General features: G+C 71.6%; 22 protein-coding genes. 16 read left to right on the top strand and 6 right to left on the bottom strand.

Annotation, left to right across the window (positions count from 1 at the left end; genetic code table 11):
- A partial coding sequence (locus KDK95_RS27330) for a response regulator transcription factor (protein ID WP_212521177.1) occupies positions 1-230 on the top strand: 230 nt, incomplete at its 5' end.
- A gap of 19 nt (positions 231-249) precedes the next feature.
- On the opposite strand, the gene KDK95_RS27325 is transcribed toward KDK95_RS27330, so the two are convergent.
- Positions 250-1,500 carry an FUSC family protein gene (locus KDK95_RS27325; protein ID WP_212521176.1) on the bottom strand — a complete coding sequence of 417 codons (1,251 nt, stop codon included), beginning with the start codon at positions 1,498-1,500 and terminating at the stop codon, positions 250-252.
- A gap of 154 nt (positions 1,501-1,654) precedes the next feature.
- Here KDK95_RS27325 and KDK95_RS37915 point away from each other — a divergent pair, with 154 nt between their 5' ends.
- Genes KDK95_RS37915 through KDK95_RS27290 form a run of 7 tightly spaced genes read left to right on the top strand, consistent with a single transcriptional unit; the run spans position 1,655 to position 8,776 of the window.
- On the top strand, positions 1,655-2,593 hold the full coding sequence (locus KDK95_RS37915; RefSeq protein ID WP_307844706.1) for a Rossmann-like and DUF2520 domain-containing protein: 939 nt from the start codon (positions 1,655-1,657) through the stop codon (positions 2,591-2,593).
- On the top strand, positions 2,590-3,459 hold the full coding sequence (gene panC, locus KDK95_RS27315) for a pantoate--beta-alanine ligase (RefSeq protein WP_212521175.1): 870 nt from the start codon (positions 2,590-2,592) through the stop codon (positions 3,457-3,459). The genes KDK95_RS37915 and panC overlap by 4 nt, the downstream gene beginning before the upstream one ends.
- A 3-nt stretch (positions 3,460-3,462) precedes the next feature.
- Positions 3,463-5,121 (top strand): L-aspartate oxidase, encoded by a 1,659-nt coding sequence (locus KDK95_RS27310; protein WP_212521174.1) that lies wholly within the window; start codon positions 3,463-3,465, stop codon positions 5,119-5,121.
- Positions 5,122-5,176: 55 nt separating this feature from the next.
- On the top strand, positions 5,177-6,082 hold the full coding sequence (gene nadC, locus KDK95_RS27305; RefSeq protein WP_212521173.1) for a carboxylating nicotinate-nucleotide diphosphorylase: 906 nt from the start codon (positions 5,177-5,179) through the stop codon (positions 6,080-6,082).
- 42 nt (positions 6,083-6,124) lie between these two features.
- Positions 6,125-6,919, top strand: coding sequence for a type III pantothenate kinase (locus KDK95_RS27300; protein WP_212521172.1), 795 nt, complete (start codon positions 6,125-6,127; stop codon positions 6,917-6,919).
- A 56-nt stretch (positions 6,920-6,975) separates the two neighbouring features.
- On the top strand, positions 6,976-8,505 hold the full coding sequence (gene lysX, locus KDK95_RS27295; protein ID WP_212521171.1) for a bifunctional lysylphosphatidylglycerol synthetase/lysine--tRNA ligase LysX: 1,530 nt from the start codon (positions 6,976-6,978) through the stop codon (positions 8,503-8,505).
- Positions 8,506-8,554: 49 nt separating this feature from the next.
- Positions 8,555-8,776, top strand: coding sequence for a hypothetical protein (locus KDK95_RS27290; RefSeq protein WP_212521170.1), 222 nt, complete (start codon positions 8,555-8,557; stop codon positions 8,774-8,776).
- 17 nt (positions 8,777-8,793) lie between these two features.
- Here the strand turns inward: KDK95_RS27290 and KDK95_RS37185 are convergent, their stop codons facing one another.
- Positions 8,794-9,546, bottom strand: coding sequence for a M56 family metallopeptidase (locus KDK95_RS37185; RefSeq protein WP_212521169.1), 753 nt, complete (start codon positions 9,544-9,546; stop codon positions 8,794-8,796).
- 14 nt (positions 9,547-9,560) lie between these two features.
- The gene (locus KDK95_RS27280; RefSeq protein ID WP_212521168.1) at positions 9,561-9,911 is read right to left on the bottom strand and encodes a BlaI/MecI/CopY family transcriptional regulator; all 351 of its coding nucleotides are present in this window, start codon (positions 9,909-9,911) and stop codon (positions 9,561-9,563) included.
- 68 nt (positions 9,912-9,979) lie between these two features.
- Between KDK95_RS27280 and KDK95_RS27275 the strand changes: the two genes are divergently transcribed.
- The 6 genes from KDK95_RS27275 (at position 9,980) to KDK95_RS27250 (ending at position 15,850) form a co-directional block, all read left to right on the top strand.
- A complete protein-coding gene (locus tag KDK95_RS27275; RefSeq protein WP_212521167.1) occupies positions 9,980-11,374 on the top strand; it encodes a cytochrome ubiquinol oxidase subunit I in 1,395 nt (464 codons plus the stop codon).
- On the top strand, positions 11,371-12,381 hold the full coding sequence (locus tag KDK95_RS27270) for a cytochrome d ubiquinol oxidase subunit II (protein WP_212521166.1): 1,011 nt from the start codon (positions 11,371-11,373) through the stop codon (positions 12,379-12,381). Before KDK95_RS27275 ends, KDK95_RS27270 begins: the two co-directional genes overlap by 4 nt.
- Before the next feature lie 57 nt (positions 12,382-12,438).
- The gene (locus KDK95_RS27265; RefSeq protein WP_212521165.1) at positions 12,439-13,614 is read left to right on the top strand and encodes a globin domain-containing protein; all 1,176 of its coding nucleotides are present in this window, start codon (positions 12,439-12,441) and stop codon (positions 13,612-13,614) included.
- Positions 13,615-13,912: 298 nt separating this feature from the next.
- Entirely contained in the window at positions 13,913-14,866 is a 954-nt protein-coding gene (locus KDK95_RS27260) for a M48 family metalloprotease (RefSeq protein WP_212521164.1), read from the top strand.
- A 5-nt stretch (positions 14,867-14,871) separates the two neighbouring features.
- On the top strand, positions 14,872-15,369 hold the full coding sequence (locus tag KDK95_RS27255) for an amino-acid N-acetyltransferase (RefSeq protein ID WP_249161971.1): 498 nt from the start codon (positions 14,872-14,874) through the stop codon (positions 15,367-15,369).
- Between the two features lie 145 nt (positions 15,370-15,514).
- Positions 15,515-15,850 carry a histone-like nucleoid-structuring protein Lsr2 gene (locus KDK95_RS27250; protein ID WP_212521162.1) on the top strand — a complete coding sequence of 112 codons (336 nt, stop codon included), beginning with the start codon at positions 15,515-15,517 and terminating at the stop codon, positions 15,848-15,850.
- Between the two features lie 239 nt (positions 15,851-16,089).
- Here KDK95_RS27250 and KDK95_RS27245 read toward each other — a convergent pair whose 3' ends face one another.
- Positions 16,090-16,512 (bottom strand): hypothetical protein, encoded by a 423-nt coding sequence (locus KDK95_RS27245; protein ID WP_212521161.1) that lies wholly within the window; start codon positions 16,510-16,512, stop codon positions 16,090-16,092.
- 308 nt (positions 16,513-16,820) lie between these two features.
- Here KDK95_RS27245 and KDK95_RS27240 point away from each other — a divergent pair, with 308 nt between their 5' ends.
- Positions 16,821-19,361, top strand: a complete 2,541-nt coding sequence (locus KDK95_RS27240) for an ATP-dependent Clp protease ATP-binding subunit (protein ID WP_249161970.1) — start codon at positions 16,821-16,823, stop codon at positions 19,359-19,361.
- 188 nt (positions 19,362-19,549) lie between these two features.
- On the opposite strand, the gene KDK95_RS27235 is transcribed toward KDK95_RS27240, so the two are convergent.
- Entirely contained in the window at positions 19,550-19,879 is a 330-nt protein-coding gene (locus tag KDK95_RS27235; protein WP_212521160.1) for a hypothetical protein, read from the bottom strand.
- 258 nt (positions 19,880-20,137) lie between these two features.
- On the opposite strand from KDK95_RS27235, the gene KDK95_RS27230 reads away from it, so the two are divergent.
- Positions 20,138-21,394, top strand: a complete 1,257-nt coding sequence (locus tag KDK95_RS27230) for a GGDEF domain-containing protein (RefSeq protein ID WP_212521159.1) — start codon at positions 20,138-20,140, stop codon at positions 21,392-21,394.
- 129 nt (positions 21,395-21,523) lie between these two features.
- Here KDK95_RS27230 and KDK95_RS27225 read toward each other — a convergent pair.
- Positions 21,524-23,258, bottom strand: a 1,735-nt coding sequence (locus tag KDK95_RS27225) for an FtsK/SpoIIIE domain-containing protein (RefSeq protein WP_212521158.1), incomplete at its 5' end; no start/stop codon positions are given.

The raw sequence follows: 23,258 nt of genomic DNA, 5'->3' as shown, positions 1-23,258 counted from the left end.
CCGACGCCCCGCCCCCGCCCAGCCTCGCCGGCCTCACCGACCGCGAGCGCGAGGTGCTGATACTCATCGCGCAGGGCCTGTCCAACGCCGAGATCGCCGGCCGCCTGGTGCTGTCCGAGGCCACGGTCAAGACGCACGTGGGCAGGATCCTGATGAAGCTGGAACTGCGCGACCGGGTGCAGGCGGTGGTGCTGGCGTACGAGACCGGTTTGGTCCGCCCGGCTCGGTGAGCCCGAGGCTCGGCCCGGCCTACCTCGCCGGGTGCACCGAATAGGCCCGCAGCATCGCCGGGATGCCCTCGCGGTGGGGGCCGTCGTCGGGGTCGAGCTCGCGGAGCATGCGGCGGGCGTCGTCGAGCAGGGCGCCGTAGACGGACCAGACGAGGGTGGGGGCGTCGTCGCCGGGCTGCATGGCCTGGGCCGCGTCCCGGGCGTGCGGCTTGGCGCGCTTGATCAGGCCGCTGAGCTCCTCGTAGACGCGGGGGCTGGCCTTGTCGGGGACCTGCAGCCTGCCGAAGGCGGACAGGGCCTTCGAGGTGTCGTCGAGCAGGAGGGCCATCTCCTCGGGGACCTCGCGGAGCTTCTCGGGGACCGGGGAGAACTCGGCGTTCATGTCGGACAGGCCGCGCATCAGGCTGTTGAGCTGGGTGGCGACGTGGTCGAGGGCGATGGCGGCCTCGTCTACGCGGTGAACCTCCGTCATGTGGACGTTGCGGCGGGGATGGAACTTCACCGCCTCCTCGGCCTGCTGGGCGATCTTGCGGGCGGCCCTGGCGTTGGCGGACAGCTCGCGGGAGCGCTTGAGCCAGGACCGGGCCTGCTCGTGGGTCCATTCGCCGCGCACACCCTTGGCCACGCGCGCGGTGTGGGTGGCGAGGTCGTCGGCGAGGTCGGCGAGCTCCTTCGCCGCCGTGCGGGAGAAGGCGGGCGGGGCGATGACGGCGTTGACGGTGACGCCGACGGCGGCGCCGATGATGCTGTCGAGCACCCTGATGAAGCCGTAGCTGTGGCCGAAGCTCAGCACCAGCAGGCCGGTGATCGCGACCTGGTTGACCTGCGTGCCGAGCCTCAGGGTGCGGCCGAGCACGAGGCCGAGGACGACGATCAGCGAGAGCGTGAGGATGTTGATGCCGAGCCAGGCGCCGATTGCCATGGCGCCGACCATGCCGGCCACGATGCCGGCCGAGTACTGCACCGCGCGCCAGATCGACTGGTAGACGGTGACCTGCACGGTGATCAGGGCGGCGACGGAGGCGAGCACCGGCTTGTCCACGTGGAAGACGCCGGAGGCGATGGCCCACGCGGCGCCCGAGGCGAACGCCGCCTTGGCCGTCTGGGCGAACGCGTCGCGCTCGCGGACGAACCAGTGGCGGAAGCCGTGCAGGTGGATGGACCGCCGCGCCTGCGCCAGCGCGCCGCCCTCGTCGGCCGTGCCGAGCAGCCGGAAACGGTCGAGGAGCGCGCCTACGTACCTGCCCTCTCCCCGGTCCTCCGAGCTCATGGCCGAATTCTATGGTCATCGCGCGCGGGTCGGCCCGGGAAGGGCGCAGCGGAAGTCACTGCCAGCGCGTACGCTTGGGGCCGAGATCCGAACGGTACCTCTTACTGAGGGGACTGGAACGGAAAGTCAAGCAGTGAAGGTGAGGTGACGCCCGGTGAGCGGCGCACCGCAGATCGACGCGTCCGAAGTGCGGGACCGGCCCGGGCGCTTCGCCGTCGGCGTGATCGGCACCGGCCGGGTGGGCTCGGTGCTCGGCGCGGCGCTGGCCAGGGCCGGGCACCGCGTCGTCGCGGCGAGCGCGGTCTCGGACCGCTCGCGGCGCCGGGCGGCCGAGCTGCTGCCGGACGTCCCGCTGCTGCCGCCGCCCGAGGTCGCCGAGCAGGCGGAGCTGCTGCTGCTCGCGGTGCCGGACGACGTGCTGCCGGAGCTGGTGGTCGGGCTCGCCGACGCCGGGCTGTTCCGGCCCGGGCAGACCGTGCTGCACCCCTCGGGGCGGCACGGCATCGGCGTGCTGGAGGCCGCCCGGATCCGCGGCGTGCTGCCGCTGGCCCTGCACCCGGTGATGAGCTTCACCGGTACGGACGTGGACCTGGCCAGGCTGACCGGCTGCAGCTTCGGGGTGACCGCCCCGGACGCCTTCCGCCCGATGGCCGAGGCGCTGGTGGTGGAGATGGGCGGCGAGCCGGAGTGGATCTCCGAGGGCGACCGGCCGCTCTACCACGCGGCCCTGGCCTTCGGCGCCAACTACCTGACCACGCTGGTCGCCCAGTCGGCCGAGCTGCTCGAGCGCGCCGGGGTGAGCGCGCCGGGCCGGATGCTCGGCCCGCTGCTCGGCGCCACCCTCGACAACTCCCTGCGCTCCGGGGACGCGGCGCTGACCGGGCCGGTCGCCCGGGGCGACGCGGGCACGGTGGCCGCGCACCTGAGCCGGCTGGCGAAGCTGGCGAGCGGGCCGAGCGCGACGGACCCGCTGGTCAACGCCTACCTCGCGCTGGCCAGGCTGACCGCCGACCGCGCGCTGGAGGCCGGGCTGCTGGCGCCCGAGCGCGCCGGGGAGCTGCTCGAGGTGCTGAACGAGGACGGAAGCCGATGAGCGAGAAGAATCCAGGGTCAACCCTGCTGGTCCACACGCGCGCCGAGCTCGAGGCGGCGCGCGCGGGACGAATCGGCGACGTCGCCGTCGTGATGACGATGGGCGCGCTGCACGAGGGGCACCTGACCCTGATCCGGGCCGCCAGGCAGGCCGCGAAGACCGTCGTCGTGACGGTCTTCGTCAATCCCCTGCAGTTCGGCCCGAACGAGGACTTCTCCCGCTACCCGCGCACCCTCGACGCCGACGTGAAGCTGTGCGAGCAGGCCGAGGCCGACATCGTCTTCGCGCCCGCCGTGGAGGACGTCTACCCCGGCGGCGAGCCGATGGTGCGGATCACGCCGGGCCCGATGGGCGAGGTGCTGGAGGGCGCGTACCGGCCCGGGCACTTCTCCGGCATGCTCACCGTCGTCAACAAGCTGCTGAACCTGACCGCGCCGGACTACGCGTACTTCGGCGAGAAGGACGCGCAGCAGCTCGCGCTGATCCGGCGGATGGCGCTCGACCTGAACCTGCCGGTGGAGATCCGCGGCGTGCCCACGGTGCGCGAGCCGGACGGCCTCGCGCTCTCCAGCCGGAACCGCTTCCTGTCGCCCGCCGAGCGGGCCAGCGCGCTCTATCTCAGCAAGGCCCTGTTCGCGGGCGTCTCCCGGCGCACGCCGGCCGAGATCCGCCGGTCCGCGCAGGGCGTGCTCGAGCAGGGCGCGCAGGCCGAGCCGCCGATCCGGCCGGACTATCTGGCGCTCGTCGATCCCGAGACGTTCGCCGAGGTGGACGAGGCGTACCGTGGTCCGGCCGTCCTCGCGCTCGCCGCGAAGGTCGGAGCCACCCGGCTGATCGACAACCTCCCGCTCAGAATCGAGGGCTGACCCATGGCTGCTCGCCCGGCGATACCCGCCCGCCGCTCCCGGCTGCTCGCGCCGGAGCCGGGGTGGAGCGCGTACGCGGACACGGTGGTGGTCGGCTCCGGCATAGCGGGGCTGACCGCCGCGCTCGCCGCCCGGCACGCCGGCTCGGTGCTGCTGGTGACGAAGGCTCAGCTCTCCGACGGCTCGACCCGCTGGGCCCAGGGCGGCATCGCGGCCGCGCTCGGCCGCGGCGACACGCCCGAGGCGCACCTGGCCGACACGCTCACCGCGGGCGCCGGCCTGTGCGACGAGGAGGCCGTGCGCACCCTCGTGACCGGCGGTCCGGCCGCCGTGCGCCGGCTGATCGACCGCGGGTTCCAGTTCGACACCGAGGAGGACGGCGGGATCGCGCTGACCCGCGAGGGCGGCCACCACGCCGACCGCATCCTGCACGCGGGCGGCGACGCGACCGGCGCCGAGGTCTCCCGCGCGCTGCTGGCCCGGCTCGACCAGCTCGTCGACGAGATCGAGGTCATCGAGCGCGCGCTGGTGCTCGACCTGCTCAAGGACGCCGAGGGCCGCGCGGCCGGGATCACCCTGCACGTGATGGGCGAGGGCGCGCGCGACGGGGTCGGCGCGATCCGCTCCCGGGCCGTGGTCCTCGCGACCGGCGGCCTCGGCCAGGTCTTCCGCGCGACCACGAACCCGTCGGTCGCCACCGGGGACGGGGTGGCCCTCGCGCTGCGCGCCGGTGCCCGCGTCGCCGACCTCGAATTCGTCCAGTTCCACCCCACGGTGCTCTGGCTCGGCGACGGAGCGCGCGGCCAGCAGCCGCTGATCTCGGAGGCCGTGCGCGGCGAGGGCGCGTTCCTGGTGGACGCCAAGGGCGAGCGCTTCATGCCCGCGATGCACCCGATGGGCGACCTGGCCCCGCGCGACATCGTCGCGAAGGGCATCATGCGGCGCGCGATGGAGTCCGGGCTCGACCACCTCTGGCTGGACGCGCGGCACTTCGGCGAGGACAAGTGGCGCGGCCGCTTCCCGACCATCTGGGAGTCGCTGCACGAGCACGGCATCGACCCGGTCCGCGACCTGATCCCGGTCGCCCCGGCCGCGCACTACTCCTCCGGAGGCGTGCTGACGGACCGCTGGGGGCACACCTCGATCCCCGGGCTCTACGCCTGCGGCGAGTCCGCCTGCACCGGCGTGCACGGCGCGAACCGGCTGGCCTCGAACTCGCTGCTGGAGGGCCTGGTCTTCGCCGAGCGGATCGGCCGCGACCTGGCGCGCTGCTTCGCCCCCGGCGAGGCGGTCACCGGGGAGCCGGTCGCCGACGAGCGCGAGCCGGTCCTGCTCGCACCCGCCGTGCGCGGCGCGACGCAGCAGGCGATGAGCTCGGGCGCCGGCGTGCTGCGCAGCGCGACCTCGCTGGCCGCCACGAGGCACACGCTGAGCGAGCTCGGCGAGCAGACCGACGACGAGCCGCGCACCGAGGCGTGGGAGGCGACGAACCTCCAGCAGGTCGCCTCGGCGATGGCCGCGCTGGCCGCGCGCCGCGAGGAGACCCGCGGCTCGCACTGGCGCGAGGACTACCCGAAGCAGGACGACGCCCGCTGGCGGGTGCGTCAGGTGCTGTCGGTGGATGAGAACGGATGCACGGTCACAGAGGAGGCGGTGTCCTGATGGTCACGCTTTGCAGGGAAAAGGCACAGCGGCTTCACGACGAGCGGATCGCCCGATGACCGACACGTTCAAGCTTCACGAGCGGATCGCGGACGAGCTGCGCGCCGCCGGACTCGACCCGGACCACGTCGCCCGGCTGGCCCGGAGCACCGTCGAGGAGGACCTCGGCGGCGGCGTCGACGTCACCAGCGAGGCGACCGTCTCGGCGGACGCGCGCGCGGTGGCCGACTACGTGGCCCGCAAGCCCGGCGTGGCCGCGGGCATCTACGTCGCGGCGGCGGTCATCGACCTGGTCTCCGGCGGCGAGGCCGAGTTCGAGTTCCCCATCGAAGACGGCGCCCGGGTCGAGCCGGGCACGGTGCTGTTCACCGCGAGGGCCCGCACCAGGGACCTGCTCACCGCCGAGCGCTCCGCGCTGAACCTGATGTGCCACATGTCCGGCATCGCCAGCATCACCCGGCAGTGGGTGGACGCCGTCGAGGGCACCGGTGCGAAGATCCGGGACACCCGCAAGACCACGCCGGGCCTGCGGCTGATCGAGAAGTACGCGGTCCGCTGCGGCGGCGGCGTGAACCACCGGATGTTCCTGTCGGACGCCGGCCTGGTCAAGGACAACCACGTCATCGCGGCCGGCGGCGTGGTCGAGGCCTTCGAGGCCGTCCGCGCCAAGTACCCCGACCTGCCCATCGAGGTCGAGGTGGACACCCTCGACCAGCTGCTGCCGGTGGTCGAGGCCGGAGCCGAGCTCATCCTGCTGGACAACTTCACCCCGGAGCGGATGCGCGCCGCGGTGATGATCGTCGGCCGCAACGAGCCCTACGGCCGCACCCGGCTGGAGGCCAGCGGCGGCCTGACGCTGGACCAGGCCAGGGCCGTGGCCGAGACCGGCGTGGACTACATCTCCGTCGGCGGGCTCACCCACTCCGCCGCGATCCTCGACATCGGCTGCGACTTCCGCTAGCCCGCGCCCTTCACCGACCCGCTGCAGAGAAGACTCCTGACCATGCTGTTGACCATCGACATCGGCAATACCCATACGGTGCTCGGCCTGTTCGAGGGCGCCGAGATCGTCGAGCACTGGCGCATCTCCACCGACCCGCGCCGCACCGCCGACGAGCACGCCGTGCTCTTCCACGGCCTGATGGCCAACCACCCGCTGGTCGGCGACACCGGCGTGGACGGCATAGCCATCTGCTCCACGGTCCCGTCCGTGCTGCACGAGATGCGCGACATGATCCGCCGCTACTACGGCGACATCCCGGCCCTGGTCGTCGAGCCCGGCGTGAAGACCGGCATGCCGGTGCTGGTGGACAACCCGAAGGAGGTCGGCACCGACCGCATCATCAACGCGCTCGCCGCGGTGCACCTCTACGGCGCCCCCTGCATCGTCGTCGACCTGGGCACCGCCACCTCGTTCGACGCCGTCTCCCGCAAGGGCGAATGGATCGGCGGCGCGATCGCCCCCGGCATCGAGATCTCCGTCGAGGCCCTCGGCGCCCGCGGCGCGCAGCTGCGCAAGATCGAGCTCGCCCGCCCCCGCTCGATCATCGGCAAGAACACGGTCGAGTGCATGCAGGCCGGCATCCTCTACGGCTTCGCAGGGCAGATCGACGGCGTGGTCAACCGCATGGCCGAGGAGCTCGCCGACGACCCCAACGACGTCACCGTCGTGGCCACCGGCGGCCTGGCCCCGCTGGTCCTCGAGGAGGCCGAGGTCATCGACGAGCACGAGCCCTGGCTCACCCTGATCGGGCTGCGCCTGGTCTACGAGCGCAACATGGGGGTCTCCTCCGGCTGAGGGCGGCGCACCTGGACCCCGCCTAATCCTCTCGCGGCTCCCCGTATCCTTGGTCCATGACTTCCGAGCCTCAGGTGCCCAGCAGCGCGATCTCCGACGAACCCGAGCAGATCCGGGTCCGCAAAGAGAAGCTGGACCGGCTCAAGGCCAAGGGCGTCGAGCCCTACCCGGTCGGCTACCCGCGCACCACGACGATCGCCGAGCTGCGGGAGCGGTTCGCCGACCTGCCGGCGGACCACGCGACCGGCGAGCGCGCCTCGGTGGCCGGCCGGATCCTGCTCTCCCGCACCGGCGGGAAGCTGTGCTTCGCCACGATCCGCGAGGGCGAGGCCGAGGTGCAGGTCATGGCCTCGCTGGACAAGCTCGGCGAGCAGTCGCTGGCCGACTGGAAGGCCGACCTCGACCTCGGCGACCACATCGGCGTGACCGGCGAGGTCATCACCTCCCGGCGCGGCGAGCTGTCCATCCTCGCCGACTCCTGGGCGCTGACCTCGAAGTGCCTGCGGCCGCTGCCGGACAAGCACAAGGGCCTGTCCGACCCGGAGGCGCGGGTGCGCCAGCGTTATGTGGACCTGATCGTCAACGCCGAGGCGCGCGACATGATGCGCAAGCGCTCGGCGATGATCCGCTCGATCCGCGACACCATGCACGGCGAGGGCTTCATCGAGGTCGAGACGCCGGTGCTGCAGAAGACCAACGGCGGCGCCAACGCGCGCCCGTTCGAGACGCACATCAACGCTTACAACATGCGCCTGCTGCTGCGTATCGCCACCGAGCTGCCGCTGAAGAAGCTGATCGTCGGCGGCGCGGAGCGCGTCTTCGAGATCGGCCGGCTGTTCCGCAACGAGGGTGCCGACTCCACGCACAACCCGGAGTTCACCACCATCGAGTGGTACCGGGCGTACGGCGACTACCGCACCGAGGCCGAACTCGCCCGCAAGGTGATCATCGCCGCGGCGCTCGCGGTCAACGGGCACACGAAGGTCACCGGCCTCGACGCGCACGGCGTGGAGCACGAGATCGACCTGGCCGACCCGTGGGGCGAGGTGTCGGTCTACGGGGGCATCTCGGAGAAGCTGGGCACCGAGATCACGCCGCGGACCTCGGTGGAGGAGCTGCGCAAGCTGGCCGACGAGGCGGGCGTGCCCTACGAGAAGAAGTGGGGCCACGGCCAGATCGTGCTGGAGATGATCGAGCGGCTGCTCGAGGAGAGCATCGTCGCGCCGACCTTCATCATGGACTACCCGACCGAGGTCTCCCCGCTCTCCCGCAAGCACCGCTCCGTCGAGGGCGTGGCCGAGAAGTGGGACCTGGTCATCTTCGGCCGCGAGGTGGCGACCGCGTTCTCCGAGCTGATCGACCCGGTCGACCAGCGCGAGCGGCTCACCGAGCAGTCGCGGCTGGCGGCGGGCGGCGACGACGAGGCCATGGAGGTCGACGAGGACTTCCTCGCCGCGCTCGAGTACGCGATGCCGCCGACCGGCGGCCTCGGCATGGGCATGGACCGGCTGATCATGCTGCTCACCGGCAAGAACATCCGGGAGACCATGCTGTTCCCGCTGGTCAAGCCGAACACCGGCAGCTGACGCGGAGGCGCCGCGGGCCCGCTGCGGCCCGCGGCGTACAGTGGCAGGCATGCTGGCAGACCTGGAATCGCTCATCCCGTCGGCGTGCCTCGCGGTCGGCTTCGTGCTGCTGGTCCGCACGATCCTGAAGCAGCAGAACCCGCAGCGCCGGGCCGCGGCGAAGGCGCGCGAGGCGGCGGCCGAGGCGGCCGATGCGCGCATCATGCAGGACCAGAAGACGCCGACCGAGCTGCGCGTGAAGAAGTCGAAGACGGCCAAGACGGCTGAGTGACGGCGCGGGGAAGGCTGTTACTGCACGAGGCGGCGGACGCGCGGTAGCACGGACGCCGGAGCCGCCGAGCCGTCCGCTGACGGCAGCCGGTCCGAGCCGACCTGCGCCAGCGCCCGGGCCAGCGCGCGCGGACTGGTCTCCCGCGCGGCGTGGTCGTCCGCCAGCATCTCCACCAGTTCCGCGACCGCTGCCGTGGCCCGGCGCGCCGGGGGCAGGAAGGGCAGCGCCGACTCCCAGGCCACGAACGGCTGGATGATCAGCTCGTGCCGGCCGACGGCGTGCGCGCGCTCGTGCGCGAGGACCGCGGCGAGCTCCTCAGGGCCCAGCGACGCGATCGCGCCGTGCGTCACCACGATCCGCGGGCGCGGCCCCGGCAGGCAGTACGCGGCGGGCTCCGGGTGGTCGAGCACCCGGACGCCGTTGAGATCGGTCCACGCCAGCAGATCCACCGCGTCCCGCTGCTTGCGCAGGTGCCGCTCGATCCGGATCGTGTTCGTCGCCAGCACGCCGAGCAGCCAGCTCAGCAGGATGGCCGCGCCGGCCAGCGCCGCGAGGTTGAGCAGCGTCCAGCGCGGGCCTAGCGGATCGAGACCCAGCAGCAGCAGCGAGCCGACCGCGCAGATCCCGCCGGACAGGCCGATCACCTGCCAGAGCGTGATCGCGCGGCGCGGATTGCGGCTCGGCCAGGATGCCGCGGCCAGCCGGGTGGGCACCGGCCAGGCCAGCAGCACGGCGAGCAGCGCGCTGAGCGCCGCGAGCAGGGTGACCATCCCTCCGCCCGGTCTCAGCCGCTGGCGAGAAGCTCGCGCAGCACGGCCTTCTCCTCCTCGGAGACCGCGCCGGCGAAGTGCACCAGGGCGGAGCGGCGGTCGGAGGTGGTGTCCAGGGCCTCGAGCATCGTGTTCGCGATGAGCTCGGCCTTCGAGGTGGTCGCCGAGTAGCGGTACGCCCGGCCGTGGCGCACCCGGGTCACGAAACCCTTAGCGCCGAGACGGTCGAGCACCGTGAGGATCGTCGTCACCGCCGGCGCGTGCTCGCGCGGCAGGACGTCGACGATGTGAGTCGCGGGCACCGGCTCTGGTGTGTTCCAGAGCACGTCCATCACCGCGCGTTCGAGTTCGCCAAGCCGTGCCATGAGGTCTACTGTACCGATGAAAGAAGTTCTACGGTACGTAGAAATTCGCGGATGGGAGTGGGGCCCGTATGTCGGGAGTCGACGCGGCACGGATCGAGACCGCCTTCTCGCTGTCCTTTCACATTCTCTTCGCCGTCTTCGGCGTCGGCATGCCCTGGCTCCTGCTCTACACCGAGGGGAAGTGGCTGCGGTCGCTCAAGAACGGCGCCGGCGACCGGACCTGGTACGCGCTCACCCGGAAGTGGGCGCGGGTCACAGCGGTGCTGTTCGCCATCGGCGCGGTCTCGGGGACCGTGCTCTCCTTCGAGTTCGGCCTGCTCTGGCCGACGTTCATGGCCACGTACGGCGGCGCCATCGGGCTGCTGTTCACCCTGGAGGCCTTCGCCTTCTTCCTCGAGGCGATCTTCATGGGACTCTACCTGTACGGCTGGAAGCGGCTGAGCCCGCGCGCGCACTGGCTCACGCTGTGGCCGATCGCCATCTCCGGCACGCTCTCCACGCTGTTCATCGTCTTCGCGAACGCCTGGATGAACGACCCGGTCGGCATCGGCGAGTCCAAGGGGAAGATCACCGCGGACCCGTGGGCGGTCTTCAGCAGCTCGGTCGGCTGGTCCGAGGTCACGCACATGTTCGTCGCCGCGATGATGTGCACCGGCGGCGCCGTCGCCGCGGTCTACGCCTGGGGCATGCTGCGCGGCCGACGTGACAGGTATCACAAGCTCGGCCTCGGCGTCGGCCTGTGGACGGTGCTCGGCCTCACGCCGGTCCAGATGTTCCTCGGCGACTGGTCGGCCCGCGTCGTCGGCGCGACGCAGCCGCTGAAGCTGGCCGCGATGGAGGGCGTCTACACCACCGGCTCGAACGTGCCGCTGACGATCCTCGGCTACTACGACCAGAGCACGCACAAGATCATCGGCGGGATTCCGATCCCGGACGGGCTGTCCTTGATGATGGGGTTCAAGACCAGCACGGTGATCGAGGGCATGGACACCGCCACGGTCGCGGACACCCCGAACTCCGCTGTGATCCATCTCGCATTCGACTCCATGGTCGGCTGCGGCGTGCTGGTGTTCGCCGTCGCCGGGCTCGCCGCCGCCACCTGGTTCCTGCGCCGTCGCAAGGGCCTGACGCCGCGCATTCCGCACACCCGGTTCTGGCTGTGGTCCGCGATCGCGACCGGCCCCGCGTCGGTGATCGCGATGCTCGGCGGCTGGGAGGTCACCGAGGGCGGCCGGCAGCCGTGGATCGTCTACCGGCTGATGAGCGTGACCGACGCGGCCACGAAGTCCGGCGGACTCGGCTGGAGCGTGGTGGCCACGATCGTGATCTACGTCGGCCTCGCCGCCGCGCTGCTGCTGATCCTGCGCAAGCTGGCCACCGGCGCGCCGCCCGGGCTCGACGCCGGCGCCGGACCCGACATCCCCAGCCAGGCTCCGCCCGCCGCCGAGGAGGCGCTCGCATGACCGCCGTGAACCTGATGCTGGTCATCATCGTGCTGTCCCTGCTCGCCTACGCCCTGCTGGCCGGGGCCGACTTCGGCGGGGGCGGCTGGGACATGCTGGCCGGCTTCGGCCGCGACCGCTCCAGCGCGGAGGATCAGCGCGGGCTGATCTCGGCCTCGCTCGGGCCGGTCTGGGAGGCCAACCACGTGTGGCTGATCTTCGTGATCGTCTGCACCTTCTCCGGCTTCCCCTCCGCCTTCGGCGACATCGCCACCTCGCTCGAACTGCCGCTCGCGCTCGCGCTCGTCGGCATCGTGCTGCGCGGCGCGGCGTACGTGTACCGCGCGTACGGCGAGGGCGCCTCGCTGCCGGATCGCTGGTGGAGCCGCATCTTCGCCTGCGCCTCCGTGCTGACGCCGTTCATGCTCGGCGTCAGCGGCGGCGCGCTCGCCACCGGCAAGCTGCGGCCGGGGAGCTCGCCGCTCGCTCCGTTCCAGGCGCCGTTCACGATCCTCGCCGGGCTGCTCGCCGTCGTGGTCACGGCGTTCCTCGCGGCGGTCTACCTCTGCTACGACGCCTCGCTGCACCCTGATACGCAGCATCTCGTCGACGTGTTCCGGCGCAAGGCGATCTACGCCGCGGTGGCCTCCGGCGCCGTCGTGCTCGTGATGCTGCCCTTCTTCTACCGGGACGCTCCGGTGGTGGCGGCGCGCTTCACCGACCGTTCGCTACCCCTCGCCGCCGTCTCCGCGCTGTGCGGCTTCGGCAGCCTCCTGGTGCTGTGGAAGAAGAAGTACGTCCTGGCCAGGGCCACGGCGGCGATCGCGGTGATCGGCGTGCTCGGCGGCTGGGCCGCGGCGCAGTACCCGGACCTGCTGGTCGGCGTCTACACCGCCCAGGCCGCCGCCGCGGCGCCCTCCAGCCTGGACACGATGCTGGTCGCGATGTGCGGCGGCATGCTGGTCGTGGTGCCCTCGTTCCTCTATCTGCTGAAGGTGTTCACGGCGCCGGTGATCGAGGAGCACTGAGTCGAAGCGCTGAGACCCGCGTCCGGCGGCATTATGAATACCGGTAAGCTCACCCGGGTGAGTGACGCGGTGGCGATGGACGCACAGACGACGGCAGGCGCGCAGGAGTACGGACAGCCCGAGCTGCTCAGCGAGATCCGGGCCAGCTGGGCGCTGATCGAGCGGCAGGCCCCGGAAGCGAGCGCGTACTTCTACGAGCACTTCTTCACGCACAATCCGCGCTACCGCAAGCTGTTCACCGGCGACCCCGTCGCCCAGCAGCGCCGGCTGTTCCAGGCCGTGGGCCGGGTCATCGCCGACTTCGACGACCTCGACGACTTCCTGCCCTACGTGCGCCGGCTCGGCCTGCGGCACCGCAAGTTCGGACTGCGCGCCGCGCACTACCAGGCCTTCGGCGAGTCGATCCTGGCGACCGTCGAGCGCTACACCGGCCCGTCCTGGAGCGACCTGACCCGGGCCGCGTGGGAGGCGGGCTACGGGCTCGTCGCCGCCGTGATGCAGGAGACGGCGGCCGAGGCTGAGTCGCAGGCGCCGCCGTACTGGGAGGCCGAGGTCGTCGCGCACGAGCTGCTCGCCGAGGACGTCGCCCGGATCGAGGTCCGGGTGCTGCAGGACCCCGACCGGCCGGGACCGTACAACTACAAGGCCGGCCAGTACGCCTCGGTGGAGGCGGCCAGCCAGCCGCGGGTCTGGCGCGACTACTCCTTCGCCAGCGTGGACACCGGCGAGAACCGCATCGTCTTCCACATCCAGTCCGGCCGCTCCGGCGGCGTGAGCGGCCTGCTGGTGCACGAGACGTCCGAGGGCGACCGGCTGCGGGTCGCCGCCGCCGAGGGCGAGCTCGGCTTCGCGCCGCACGCGCAGACCCTGGTCGCGGTGGCGCACGGCACCGGCGCGGCCCCCGTCTCCGGCCTCATCGAGTCGCTGATCGCCGCCGGCGACCGGCGTCCGCTGAGTGTGCTCTTGGTCACGCCGGACCACGGCCCGGGATCGCCGGCCGTGCACTACCTCGCCAAGCACATCGAGGAGCAGGCCGCCCGGCACGGCGCGCTGGAGGTGCACGTCGTCGGCGAGAGCTCGCTCGCGGAGACGGCCCGCGTGCTGCTGGCCCCGGAGCGGCCGTGGCAGGCGGCGGTGCTGGTGGGCCCGAGCGTGCTGATCGACCACTGCCGCGCCGAACTGCTGGCGGCCGGCACCCCGGCCGACGCGATCGCCACCGACCAGTTCGATTGAAGGAAGCGGCGGGCCAGGAAGCACGGGACAGGCGGCAGCGCCCCGACCGTCGCGGAGATCGCCAGGCTCGAGGCGCTGGTCGAGCGCTTCTTCCCGCGGCGCTCGCCGTACCCCGGCCTCGTCCCCGTGCAGAGTCCCTGGTTCGCCGCCCGCAGGCCGCGGGCGCTGCCCGCTCCGGCGGAGCGGACGCAGCTGCCGCCCACCGGCCAGACCGGCTTCCCCTGGTTCGGCTGAATCCGCGTCAGTTCACCCGCGCGGCGGATGGGCACCGTGCGGACGACCTGCAAAAGTTCCCCGTGTGGCCCAACCCGAGAGCACTGAGGACCGTGGTCCGCGGCCGGATAAGACCGCGTTGCTCTCCCTGGGGATAGTGCTGCTCTTCTCCCCGCTCGCCGCCCTCTGCCTGCTTCCGCTCCTCCTGCTGCTGGAATTCACCGGCGTTCCCCTCTGGCTCGGCTACGGCCTGTGGGCGCTGAGCGCCGGCCTCTACGGACTGCGCCCGGTGCAGCTCGCGCTGGCCAGACTCCTCTGGCCCGCGCGGCGCCCGAACCCCGACGAGCACGAGCGGCTCGACGCGGTCTGGTCCGAGGTGCTGCGCCGCGCGGCCGTCTCCGAGCGCCGTTTCCGGATCTGGGTGGTGGACCTCGACGAGGTCAACGCGCACTGCGTGGGCCGCGATCTGATCTGCGTGACCACCGGCGCGCTGGCCGAGCTCGGCGACCGCGAGCTGGCCGGGGTGCTCGCCCACGAACTCGGCCACCATCTGCGGATGCACACGGCGGCCGCCGCGTTCCTGGTCTGGGTGCTGCTGCCGCTGCAGGCGCTCGCGCTGATCGGCAGCGGACTCGCGGCGCCGTTCTCCGAACTCGGCCGGCGGCTGTCCGAATTCGAATTCGACGCGGGCGTCAAGCACCGGACGCTGCTCGCGCTCGGCCGTCTCGAGATGGGGCTGCGCGGCTGCTTCGCCGCCCCCGGGGTGCTCGCCTTCGCCGTGAAGAACGCCGCGAGCCGCAGCGCCGAGTACCAGGTGGACGCCTTCGCGGTCGACCTGGGCTTCGGCGCCGAACTGCTCAGCGCGCTGCGCTGGTTCGAGGCCTGCGCGCCCCCGGCCGCCCCGCAGCCGCTCGTTCCCGGACCCCGCCGGGCCAGGCACGCGGCGGTCAAGTCGCCGCGTCCGACGCATCCGCCGCTGGAACGGAGAATGGCCCGGATCGCGGCCCGGGTGGCCGCCGCCGATACCCTGCTGGAGTGAACGACCTGACGGTACGACGGGCCAGGACGGGCGATGTGCCCGCGATCCGGCGGTTGATCGACCACTACGCGGCCGAGCGGATTCTGCTCGACAAACCCACAGTAACGCTCTTTGAGGACATTCAGGAATTCTGGGTGGCCGAGCAGGACACCGACGGAAGTTTGGCCGGCGTCGGCGCGCTGCACGTCATGTGGCGCGACCTTGCCGAGGTCAGGACCATCGCGGTGGCCCCGGAGTTTCGCGGCCGGGGGGTCGGCCACGCGATTTTGGAAAAGCTTTTGGCGACCGCGGGCTGGCTCGGCATCCGACGGGTCTTCTGTCTGACCTTTGAGACGCGCTTCTTCGCCGCCCACGGTTTCACCGAGCTGGTCGAGTCCGCCGTGGATCCGACGGTGGCGGCGGAGCTGTTGCGATCAGCCGACGAGGGTATCGCGGAGTTCTTGGATCTGGAGCGCGTCAAGCCGAATACGCTGGGCAACACCCGGATGCTTAAGCTCCTTTGAGACTCCCCGGCCCCGTCCCCGGAAAGAGGCCGCCGGAGAGTTGAAAGAATCGCCGAAATACGGTTTTCTTAGACTGTACGCGAAGCCTGGGCCGTGACAGGCGCTCGCTAAAGGGTCTTCGTCGCCGTGTGCGAAAGGAAAAACAATGGCAAAGCAGACAGTGACCATCGATGACCTCGATCAGACCCCGGGAGCGCGCGAGGTCCATTTCAGCCTCGACAACTACGAGTACGTCATCGACCTGAACGACAAGAACTTCGAGTCGCTCAAGGCCGCCCTGGCGAAGTACATCGAGGTCGCGACCCCGCTGGGCAAGGTCTACCGGGCCACCCCGCAGCGCCCGTCCGCCCGCCGCCGCGCCGCGGCCGAGGGCCCGAGCACCGCGGAAATGCGCGAGTGGGCGAAGAAGAACGGCCACGAGGTGAGCGACCGCGGCCGTCTGCAGCAGGACGTCATCGACGCGTACCTCGGCGCTCACTGACGCCTGCAGGCAAGGCCCTGCGCCGTGCCCCGTGCATACGCGCAGATTCCCCGAGACGTCATCGAGGCGCGGCACCACCTGAGCGCTCACTGACACTGAAGGGAAGCCTCGGCGACCATACGGCGGCGATAATGGCGGTGCCCTATTGGGTGCCGCCATCGTCATGCGCCGCCCTCGCGCGGCACCCAGGATCCCCAACGGGGATTCACGGATTCACAAAGTCTCTCTCCGGATCTCGGTCACGCGTCTTCGCCGCGCGCCTCGGGCACCGGCCTGCGCAGCAGCCGCCGGGAGCAGCACTCCGCGATCGTGGCCAGCAGGGCGATCACCTCGGGCGCGGGGGCCCGCGGATCGTGCAGCCAGCGGCTCGGCTCGGGGATCGTCTCGCCGGCCCCGTACGCGCGCAGCCCGAGGTCGATGCCGCCCCAGTCCAGCCATTCCAGCAGCTCAGGCAGATCCTCCTTCGCGCCGGGGGCGACGAAGAAGAGGCAGGCCGAGGCGTCCTCGAGGGCCACCGGCCCGGGACGCAGCGCGGGCTGGCCGTAGCCGATCAGCCGCCGCAGCGCCCAGCGCCCGGCCGGCTCGGGCACCCGGAGCACGTCGAACTCCACCCCGCATTTCAGCAGGCGGGAGGCTTCGGCGGCGGGGGAGGTGCCGGGCATGCGGCCAATCTAGGGCAGGCGCGCGGACCGCGGCGGCAAGACGTCGGGGTATTGCCCCGGCCGGGTGCACACGAGGGGTGAGCGGACCTCGTTCGCTTCAGGCGTACACACTCCACGAGTACCGGTCTGATCTGCGGGAAGACCCACTCCAACCGGCCGTGGCGACCGCTTCGCCGGGTGATCAGCCAGCGAGCGGAGGGCACTGTCCCTTAGGGTCGAGACCTGGCGACTAGCATCGGTAGGACAGGCCGGGGTTGTGGTTCCGGGTCGGCCCGGTACTTCCCGACCACTCCGGGGAGCGAGAAGAGATGTTCGAGAGGTTCACCGACCGCGCAAGGCGGGTTGTCGTCCTGGCTCAGGAAGAGGCCAGGATGCTCAATCACAACTACATCGGCACCGAGCACATCCTGCTCGGCCTCATCCACGAGGGCGAAGGCGTGGCCGCCAAGGCCCTCGAATCGCTGAACATCTCCCTAGAGGCGGTTCGGCAGCAGGTCGAGGAGATCATCGGCCAGGGCCAGCAGGCGCCGTCCGGGCACATCCCGTTCACGCCCCGCGCCAAGAAGGTGCTGGAGCTCTCGCTGCGCGAGGCCCTGCAGCTCGGCCACAACTACATCGGCACCGAGCACATCCTGCTCGGCCTGATCCGCGAGGGCGAGGGCGTCGCCGCCCAGGTCCTGGTGAAGCTGGGCGCCGACCTCAACCGCGTCCGCCAGCAGGTCATCCAGCTGCTCTCCGGCTACCAGGGCGGCAAGGCCGAGGCCACCGCCGGCGCGCCGGCCGAGGGCACCCCGGCCACCTCGCTGGTGCTCGACCAGTTCGGCCGCAACCTGACCCAGGCCGCGCGCGAGGGCAAGCTCGACCCGGTCATCGGGCGCGAGAAGGAGATCGAGCGGGTGATGCAGGTGCTCTCCCGCCGCACCAAGAACAACCCGGTGCTCATCGGGGAGCCCGGCGTCGGCAAGACCGCCGTCGTCGAGGGCCTGGCCCAGGCCATCGTCAAGGGCGAGGTCCCGGAGACCCTGAAGGACAAGCACCTCTACACGCTCGACCTCGGCGCACTGGTGGCCGGCTCCCGCTACCGCGGCGACTTCGAGGAGCGGCTGAAGAAGGTCCTCAAGGAGATCCGCACCCGAGGCGACATCATCCTGTTCATCGACGAGCTGCACACGCTGGTGGGCGCGGGCGCGGCCGAGGGCGCGATCGACGCGGCCTCGATCCTCAAGCCCATGCTGGCCCGCGGCGAGCTGCAGACCATCGGCGCCACCACGCTGGACGAGTACCGCAAGCACCTGGAGAAGGACGCCGCGCTCGAGCGCCGCTTCCAGCCGATCCAGGTCGCCGAGCCGTCGCTCGCCCACGCGATCGAGATCCTCAAGGGCCTGCGCGACCGCTACGAGGCCCACCACCGCGTGTCCATCACGGACGGCGCGCTGGTCGCCGCGGCGACGCTGGCCGACCGCTACATCTCCGACCGCTTCCTGCCGGACAAGGCGATCGACCTGATCGACGAGGCGGGCTCCCGGATGCGCATCCGCCGGATGACCGCTCCGCCGGACCTGCGCGAGTTCGACGAGAAGATCGCCACGGTGCGCCGGGACAAGGAGTCCGCGATCGACGCGCAGGACTTCGAGAAGGCCGCCGCCCTGCGCGACCAGGAGCGCCAGCTGCTGGCCGCGAAGGCGAAGCGGGAGAAGGAGTGGAAGGACGGCGACATGGACGTCGTCGCCGAGGTGGACGAGGAGCTGATCGCCGAGGTCCTGGCGACCGCCACCGGCATCCCGGTCTTCAAGCTCACCGAGGAGGAGACCTCCCGGCTGCTGCGCATGGAGGACGAGCTGCACAAGCGCGTCATCGGCCAGGAGCAGGCGATCAAGGCCCTCTCCCAGTCCATCCGGCGTACGCGTGCGGGCCTGAAGGACCCGAAGCGCCCCGGCGGCTCGTTCATCTTCGCCGGCCCGTCCGGCGTCGGTAAGACGGAGCTGGCCAAGACGCTCGCCGAGTTCCTGTTCGGCGACGAGGACGCGCTGATCCAGCTGGACATGTCCGAGTTCTCGGAGAAGCACACCGTCTCCCGGCTCTTCGGCTCCCCGCCCGGATACGTCGGGTACGAGGAGGGCGGCCAGCTGACCGAGAAGGTGCGCCGCAAGCCGTTCTCCGTCGTGCTGTTCGACGAGGTGGAGAAGGCCCACCCGGACATCTTCAACTCGCTGCTGCAGATCCTGGAGGACGGCCGGCTGACCGACTCCCAGGGCCGCCTGGTGGACTTCAAGAACACCGTGATCATCATGACCACGAACCTCGGCACCCGGGACATCTCCAAGGGCTTCAACCTCGGCTTCGCGGCCGTGGGCGACGTCTCGACCGGCTACGAGCGGATGAAGGCGAAGGTCAACGAGGAGCTCAAGCAGCACTTCCGGCCCGAGTTCCTCAACCGTGTGGACGACACCATCGTCTTCCCGCAGCTGACCGAGGCCAACATCATCCAGATCGTGGACCTGATGATGGCCAAGGTGGACGAGCGGCTCAAGGACCGGGACATGGGCATCGAGCTCACCACCCCGGCCAAGCAGCTGCTGGCCAAGAAGGGCTACGACCCGCTGCTCGGCGCGCGGCCGCTGCGGCGCACCATCCAGCGGGAGATCGAGGACACGCTGTCCGAGAAGATCCTGTTCGGCGAGCTGCGCCCGGGCACCATCGTGGTGGTGGACGTCGAGGGCTCCGGCGCCGAGGCGAAGTTCACCTTCGGCTCCTCGCCGAAGTCGGCGCTGCCGACCGACGTCACCCCGGCCGACATCGTGCCGAGCGACGCCGTGCCGGCGCCCAGCGACGCGGTGCAGGAGAACTGATCCACGGCAACGCGCCCGCCCCCGCCGCGCGCAAGCACGGCGGGGGCGGCGGCGTTGAAGCTCTCGCGGGGCCGCCGGCGCGATCGGCCGGCGTGCGGGTGCGGTTCGGAGACGGTTGGACGGAGTACTCGCCTAGCAGCGGCCGCGGCTTGCGCGGCCCTGCCCGGCGATTCGTGCGAGGCGGCCGGCTAGAAGCCGAACCAGCGGCGCACCTTGCGCAGCGGCGCGAAGAGCGAGAGCCCGCGGCGCGAGGAGGAGACGGAGGAGAGCGCGTCGCCGCGCGGGGTGATCTCCCGCAGCAGCGCGGCGGCCTGCGTGACCTCGTCACGCGTCGGCGCGGGCCGGGTGGCGACGGCCGTGGCCGACGGGGCCACCGCGGCCAGGTGGCGCTCCAGGCGCTCCCGCGAACCCTGAGAGGACTCGAGGTTGAGCGGGGGCACGTATGCGGTGCGGCGGGCGGCGGCGAAGCTCTGCCGCGCCGAGCCGTGCCGCTCGTTCCCGATCAAGGGATGGTCCATGCCTGATACACCCACACTCCCAAGGTACCCCACCGGTGCGACCGTACGACAGGTTCCGTTCGGGTTGTTGCCGATCCGCGACGAACGATGGGGGATTCTTTACCCTCGCGGCGGGGCACCACATCAGAGTCCGTATAAGATCTGGTGCTGACCGCCGTTCATGATGTACATTCCGTGTTTGGCCCGGTGCTTTCGGTGGATTGGCTCGGGCGGCGGCACCGCTCACAACGGCAAGTCACGTGATCGGGGATGAGGCGGATGGTGGAACAGGGCCTGGAGGGGCACATACCCCTGTCCGCCCTGCGCCCGATGTACCGTGCCCTGGCCGCCGTGAACGCCGCCGTGGGGCTCGATGAGACGCTGCAGGCCATCGCGGACGGCGTGGTCTCCTGCACCCCGTTCCAGCACGTCGTCGTGAAGGTGGTGCGCCCCGGCGGCGATCTCGAGGTCACCAACGTCTCCGGACCCGACAGCGTGCGCGACGTGCTGCTCGGCAAGCTCATACCCGGCCCGGTGATGAAGCGGGCCATGGAGGACGCCGAGGGCTGGGGCCGGCTGTGCTTCCTGCGCTCGATGTCGGCCTTCGAGGACGAGGACGTGCCGGTGCACGTCCCGGAGGAGTCCCCGGTCGAGAGCGCCGATCCGGACGTCTGGCTGCAGGAGTTCTGCCTGATGGCGCCCATGTACGGCCCGGGCGACGAGCTGGCCGGCGTGATCTCGGTGGACGTGCCGACCGACGGCCGCATCCCGCGCATGTGGGTGCGCGAGATCCTGGAGGCCTTCGCCGAGCAGGCCGCGATCGCGATCGTGAACGCGAACCGGCACGAGCTGGCCACGGCCCGGATGGCCAGGCTGGAGCGCGAGCGCGAGGCGCTGCGCAAGGACATCGCCCAGCGCCAGCAGCACGAGGCCGACCTCCGACATCAGGCTCGACACGATCCGCTCACCGGCCTGGCCAACTCGGCCGAGCTGCGCGAACGGCTCGCGGACCTCGTCGCGGACGGGGTTCCGCTGGCCGTCTATTTCTGTGACCTGGATCTTTTCAAGTCGATCAACGACACCTTCGGGCACGCGATCGGCGATCTCGTCCTTCGGCACGTCGCTGACCGGCTGCGCAACGCCGTGCGCGGCGGCGACATCGTGGCCAGGCTCGGCGGCGACGAGTTCGTCGTGGTGGCGGTGGACGTGGGCCGGGCCGAGGCCTACGCGCTGCTGGACCGGCTCGACCAGGCCTTCGCGCACCCGGTGACCGTGGACGGCCACCCGCCGCAGCTGGTCGGCGCCTCGCTCGGCATCGCCTACGACCCGGCGACCGAGCAGTCGGACCTGGTGGCCAAGGAGCGGGCCGAGGAGCTGCTGAGCGCCGCCGACAGCAAGATGTACGCCCGGAAGCGCTCCAGGGCCGCCATAAGCCGCCTCACGGCCCAGGCGTGGCCCACCCGGCGGGAGCCCGCGCGCCGCACGGACGTCCCGACACCGGAGCCCGAGCCCGCCGCCCGCGGCGACGTCGGGTAGCCACGCTCCCGCGGTCACGCTCTGAAGTTTCATCGTCACGACGGACGGTCGGGCTTTCGCTCTCGGCGGCGACGTCGCGTGATCCGCTGTCCGCCGTCCGCCGTCCGCAATCCGGATCAGGTGTGCGGATCAGCCCGCCGCGGGAGCAGCCGCGGCCACCGTCGCGCTCGGCGCCGGATTGGTCGTGCCGACCGCACGCAGCGGCGCGACGCTCACCGGAGGCGCGTAGGGCGCCTGCAGGCGGATCACCGGCCCCGTGCCGATACGGACGTACCCCCGGCCCGCCGGAAGCCGCTGACAGCCGCCCAGCTCCAGCGTCCCGCCGAACAGCGCCGTCGAGACGGACGGCTCGACCGAGCCCATCGCGATCCGCACGGTCAGCTGCGCGCGCAGAGCCTGCCGCAGCTGCAGCACCCGTTCCTCGCGGGCCGTGACCAGCAGCTGGACCCCCGCGTACCGGGCCTTGCGGGCCAGCGAGGCGAGCGACTCCTCGAGCTGCGGACGTCCGATGGCCGCCGCCGCGTCGAGCAGCTCGGGCAGGCCGTCGATGCACACCCACAGCGTCGGCTCCGCCGCCTCCGCCTCCATGAGCACCTGCGGCTGGCGCAGACCGTCGGCCGACGCGTCGAGGACCTTCAGCGCCGGGAACGACGTCGTGTCTCCGTTCGCCATCGCCTCGGCCTCGGCGCGCCGCCGCTCGGCCCGCCGCTCGCACTCGAGGCCGACCCAGTCCAGCAGCTCGAGGGCGCGCTGCGGGTCCTCGACCACACCGCGCACGCCGGGCCGGCCGGCCAGGTCGGCGTAGGCCTCGGTCTGCTCGATGTCGATGACCGCGACCTGCTGGCCGCGGCCGAGCGCCTGGCCGAGCAGCGAGCGCAGCGCGGTCGTCTTGCCGCTGCCGCCGGAGCCGGTGATCAGCAGGTGCGGGTTGGGGCAGGGGGTGCCGATGCGCCAGACGACCGGGGCGACGAGCGCCGAGTGCCAGCCGTCAGGCGCCTCGGCCATGCGCGCCGCGAGGTTCGCCGGCAGCGGCGCGGGCTCGACGCCGGGCACGTCCGGCATCAGCACCGGCACCATCCGCCCCGCCGAATCGGGGTCGGTGATGCCGAGCACGTACTCGATCTCGGCCACCGGCCAGGGCTGCGCCGACAGGCCGGTGGGCAGCGGGGGCAGCACCCTGACGAACAGGTGGTTGCCCTCCTCGTCCCAGTCGTAGAGGAACTCGTTGCCCCGCCCCACCTTCCCCTCGATCGCCCGCTCCACCTTGGCGCGGCACTCGGCCTCGCCGTCGCGGACGTACTGCGAGTAGTCGATGGTGAACGAGGTCAGCCGGTCGTGCTCGTCGAACTCCCAGGACGTGAACGCGTCCCGGTAGCCGCCGCCGGGCTTGAAGTGCTGGTCGGGGTCGTGCTCGTCGTGCAGGTAGGGGACGAGCCCGTCGTAGACCGCCTGCAGCCGGCCGATGTGCGACCTGGGCTCGGGATCGGCCTGCTTCGGGGAGGTGTCCCGGCCGAGCCAGCCGGCCCAGCCGAGGAATCCGACGATCAGGATGGCCGGGCCGTAGGGCAGCATGCCGACCGTCGCCAGCACGGCGACGAGCGCCGTGCCCTCGATCTGGCGTCTGCGCTTCGAGCCCGAGGTCCACCACGACCTGCCGCCGGCGACCGCGCGGCGCAGGCCGCGCAGCACCAGCACGACGGGGTGGAGGATCTCGCCGAGCCGCGCCCGCAGATCGCCGGAGAGCTCGCGGGTGCGGGTGACCCAGCGATGATGCACCACCGAGTCGTTGAACCGGGAGACGGGCGTGGACTCGGAGACGCTGTGGCCGAGGCGGGCCCACAGCGAGTGCTCGGGGGCCGGGGAC

The sequence above is a fragment of the Actinospica acidithermotolerans genome (assembly GCF_018139625.1).
Classification (GTDB): Bacteria; Actinomycetota; Actinomycetes; order Streptomycetales; family Catenulisporaceae; genus Actinospica; species Actinospica acidithermotolerans.
This window is presented reverse-complemented; position numbering and strand designations above follow the sequence as displayed.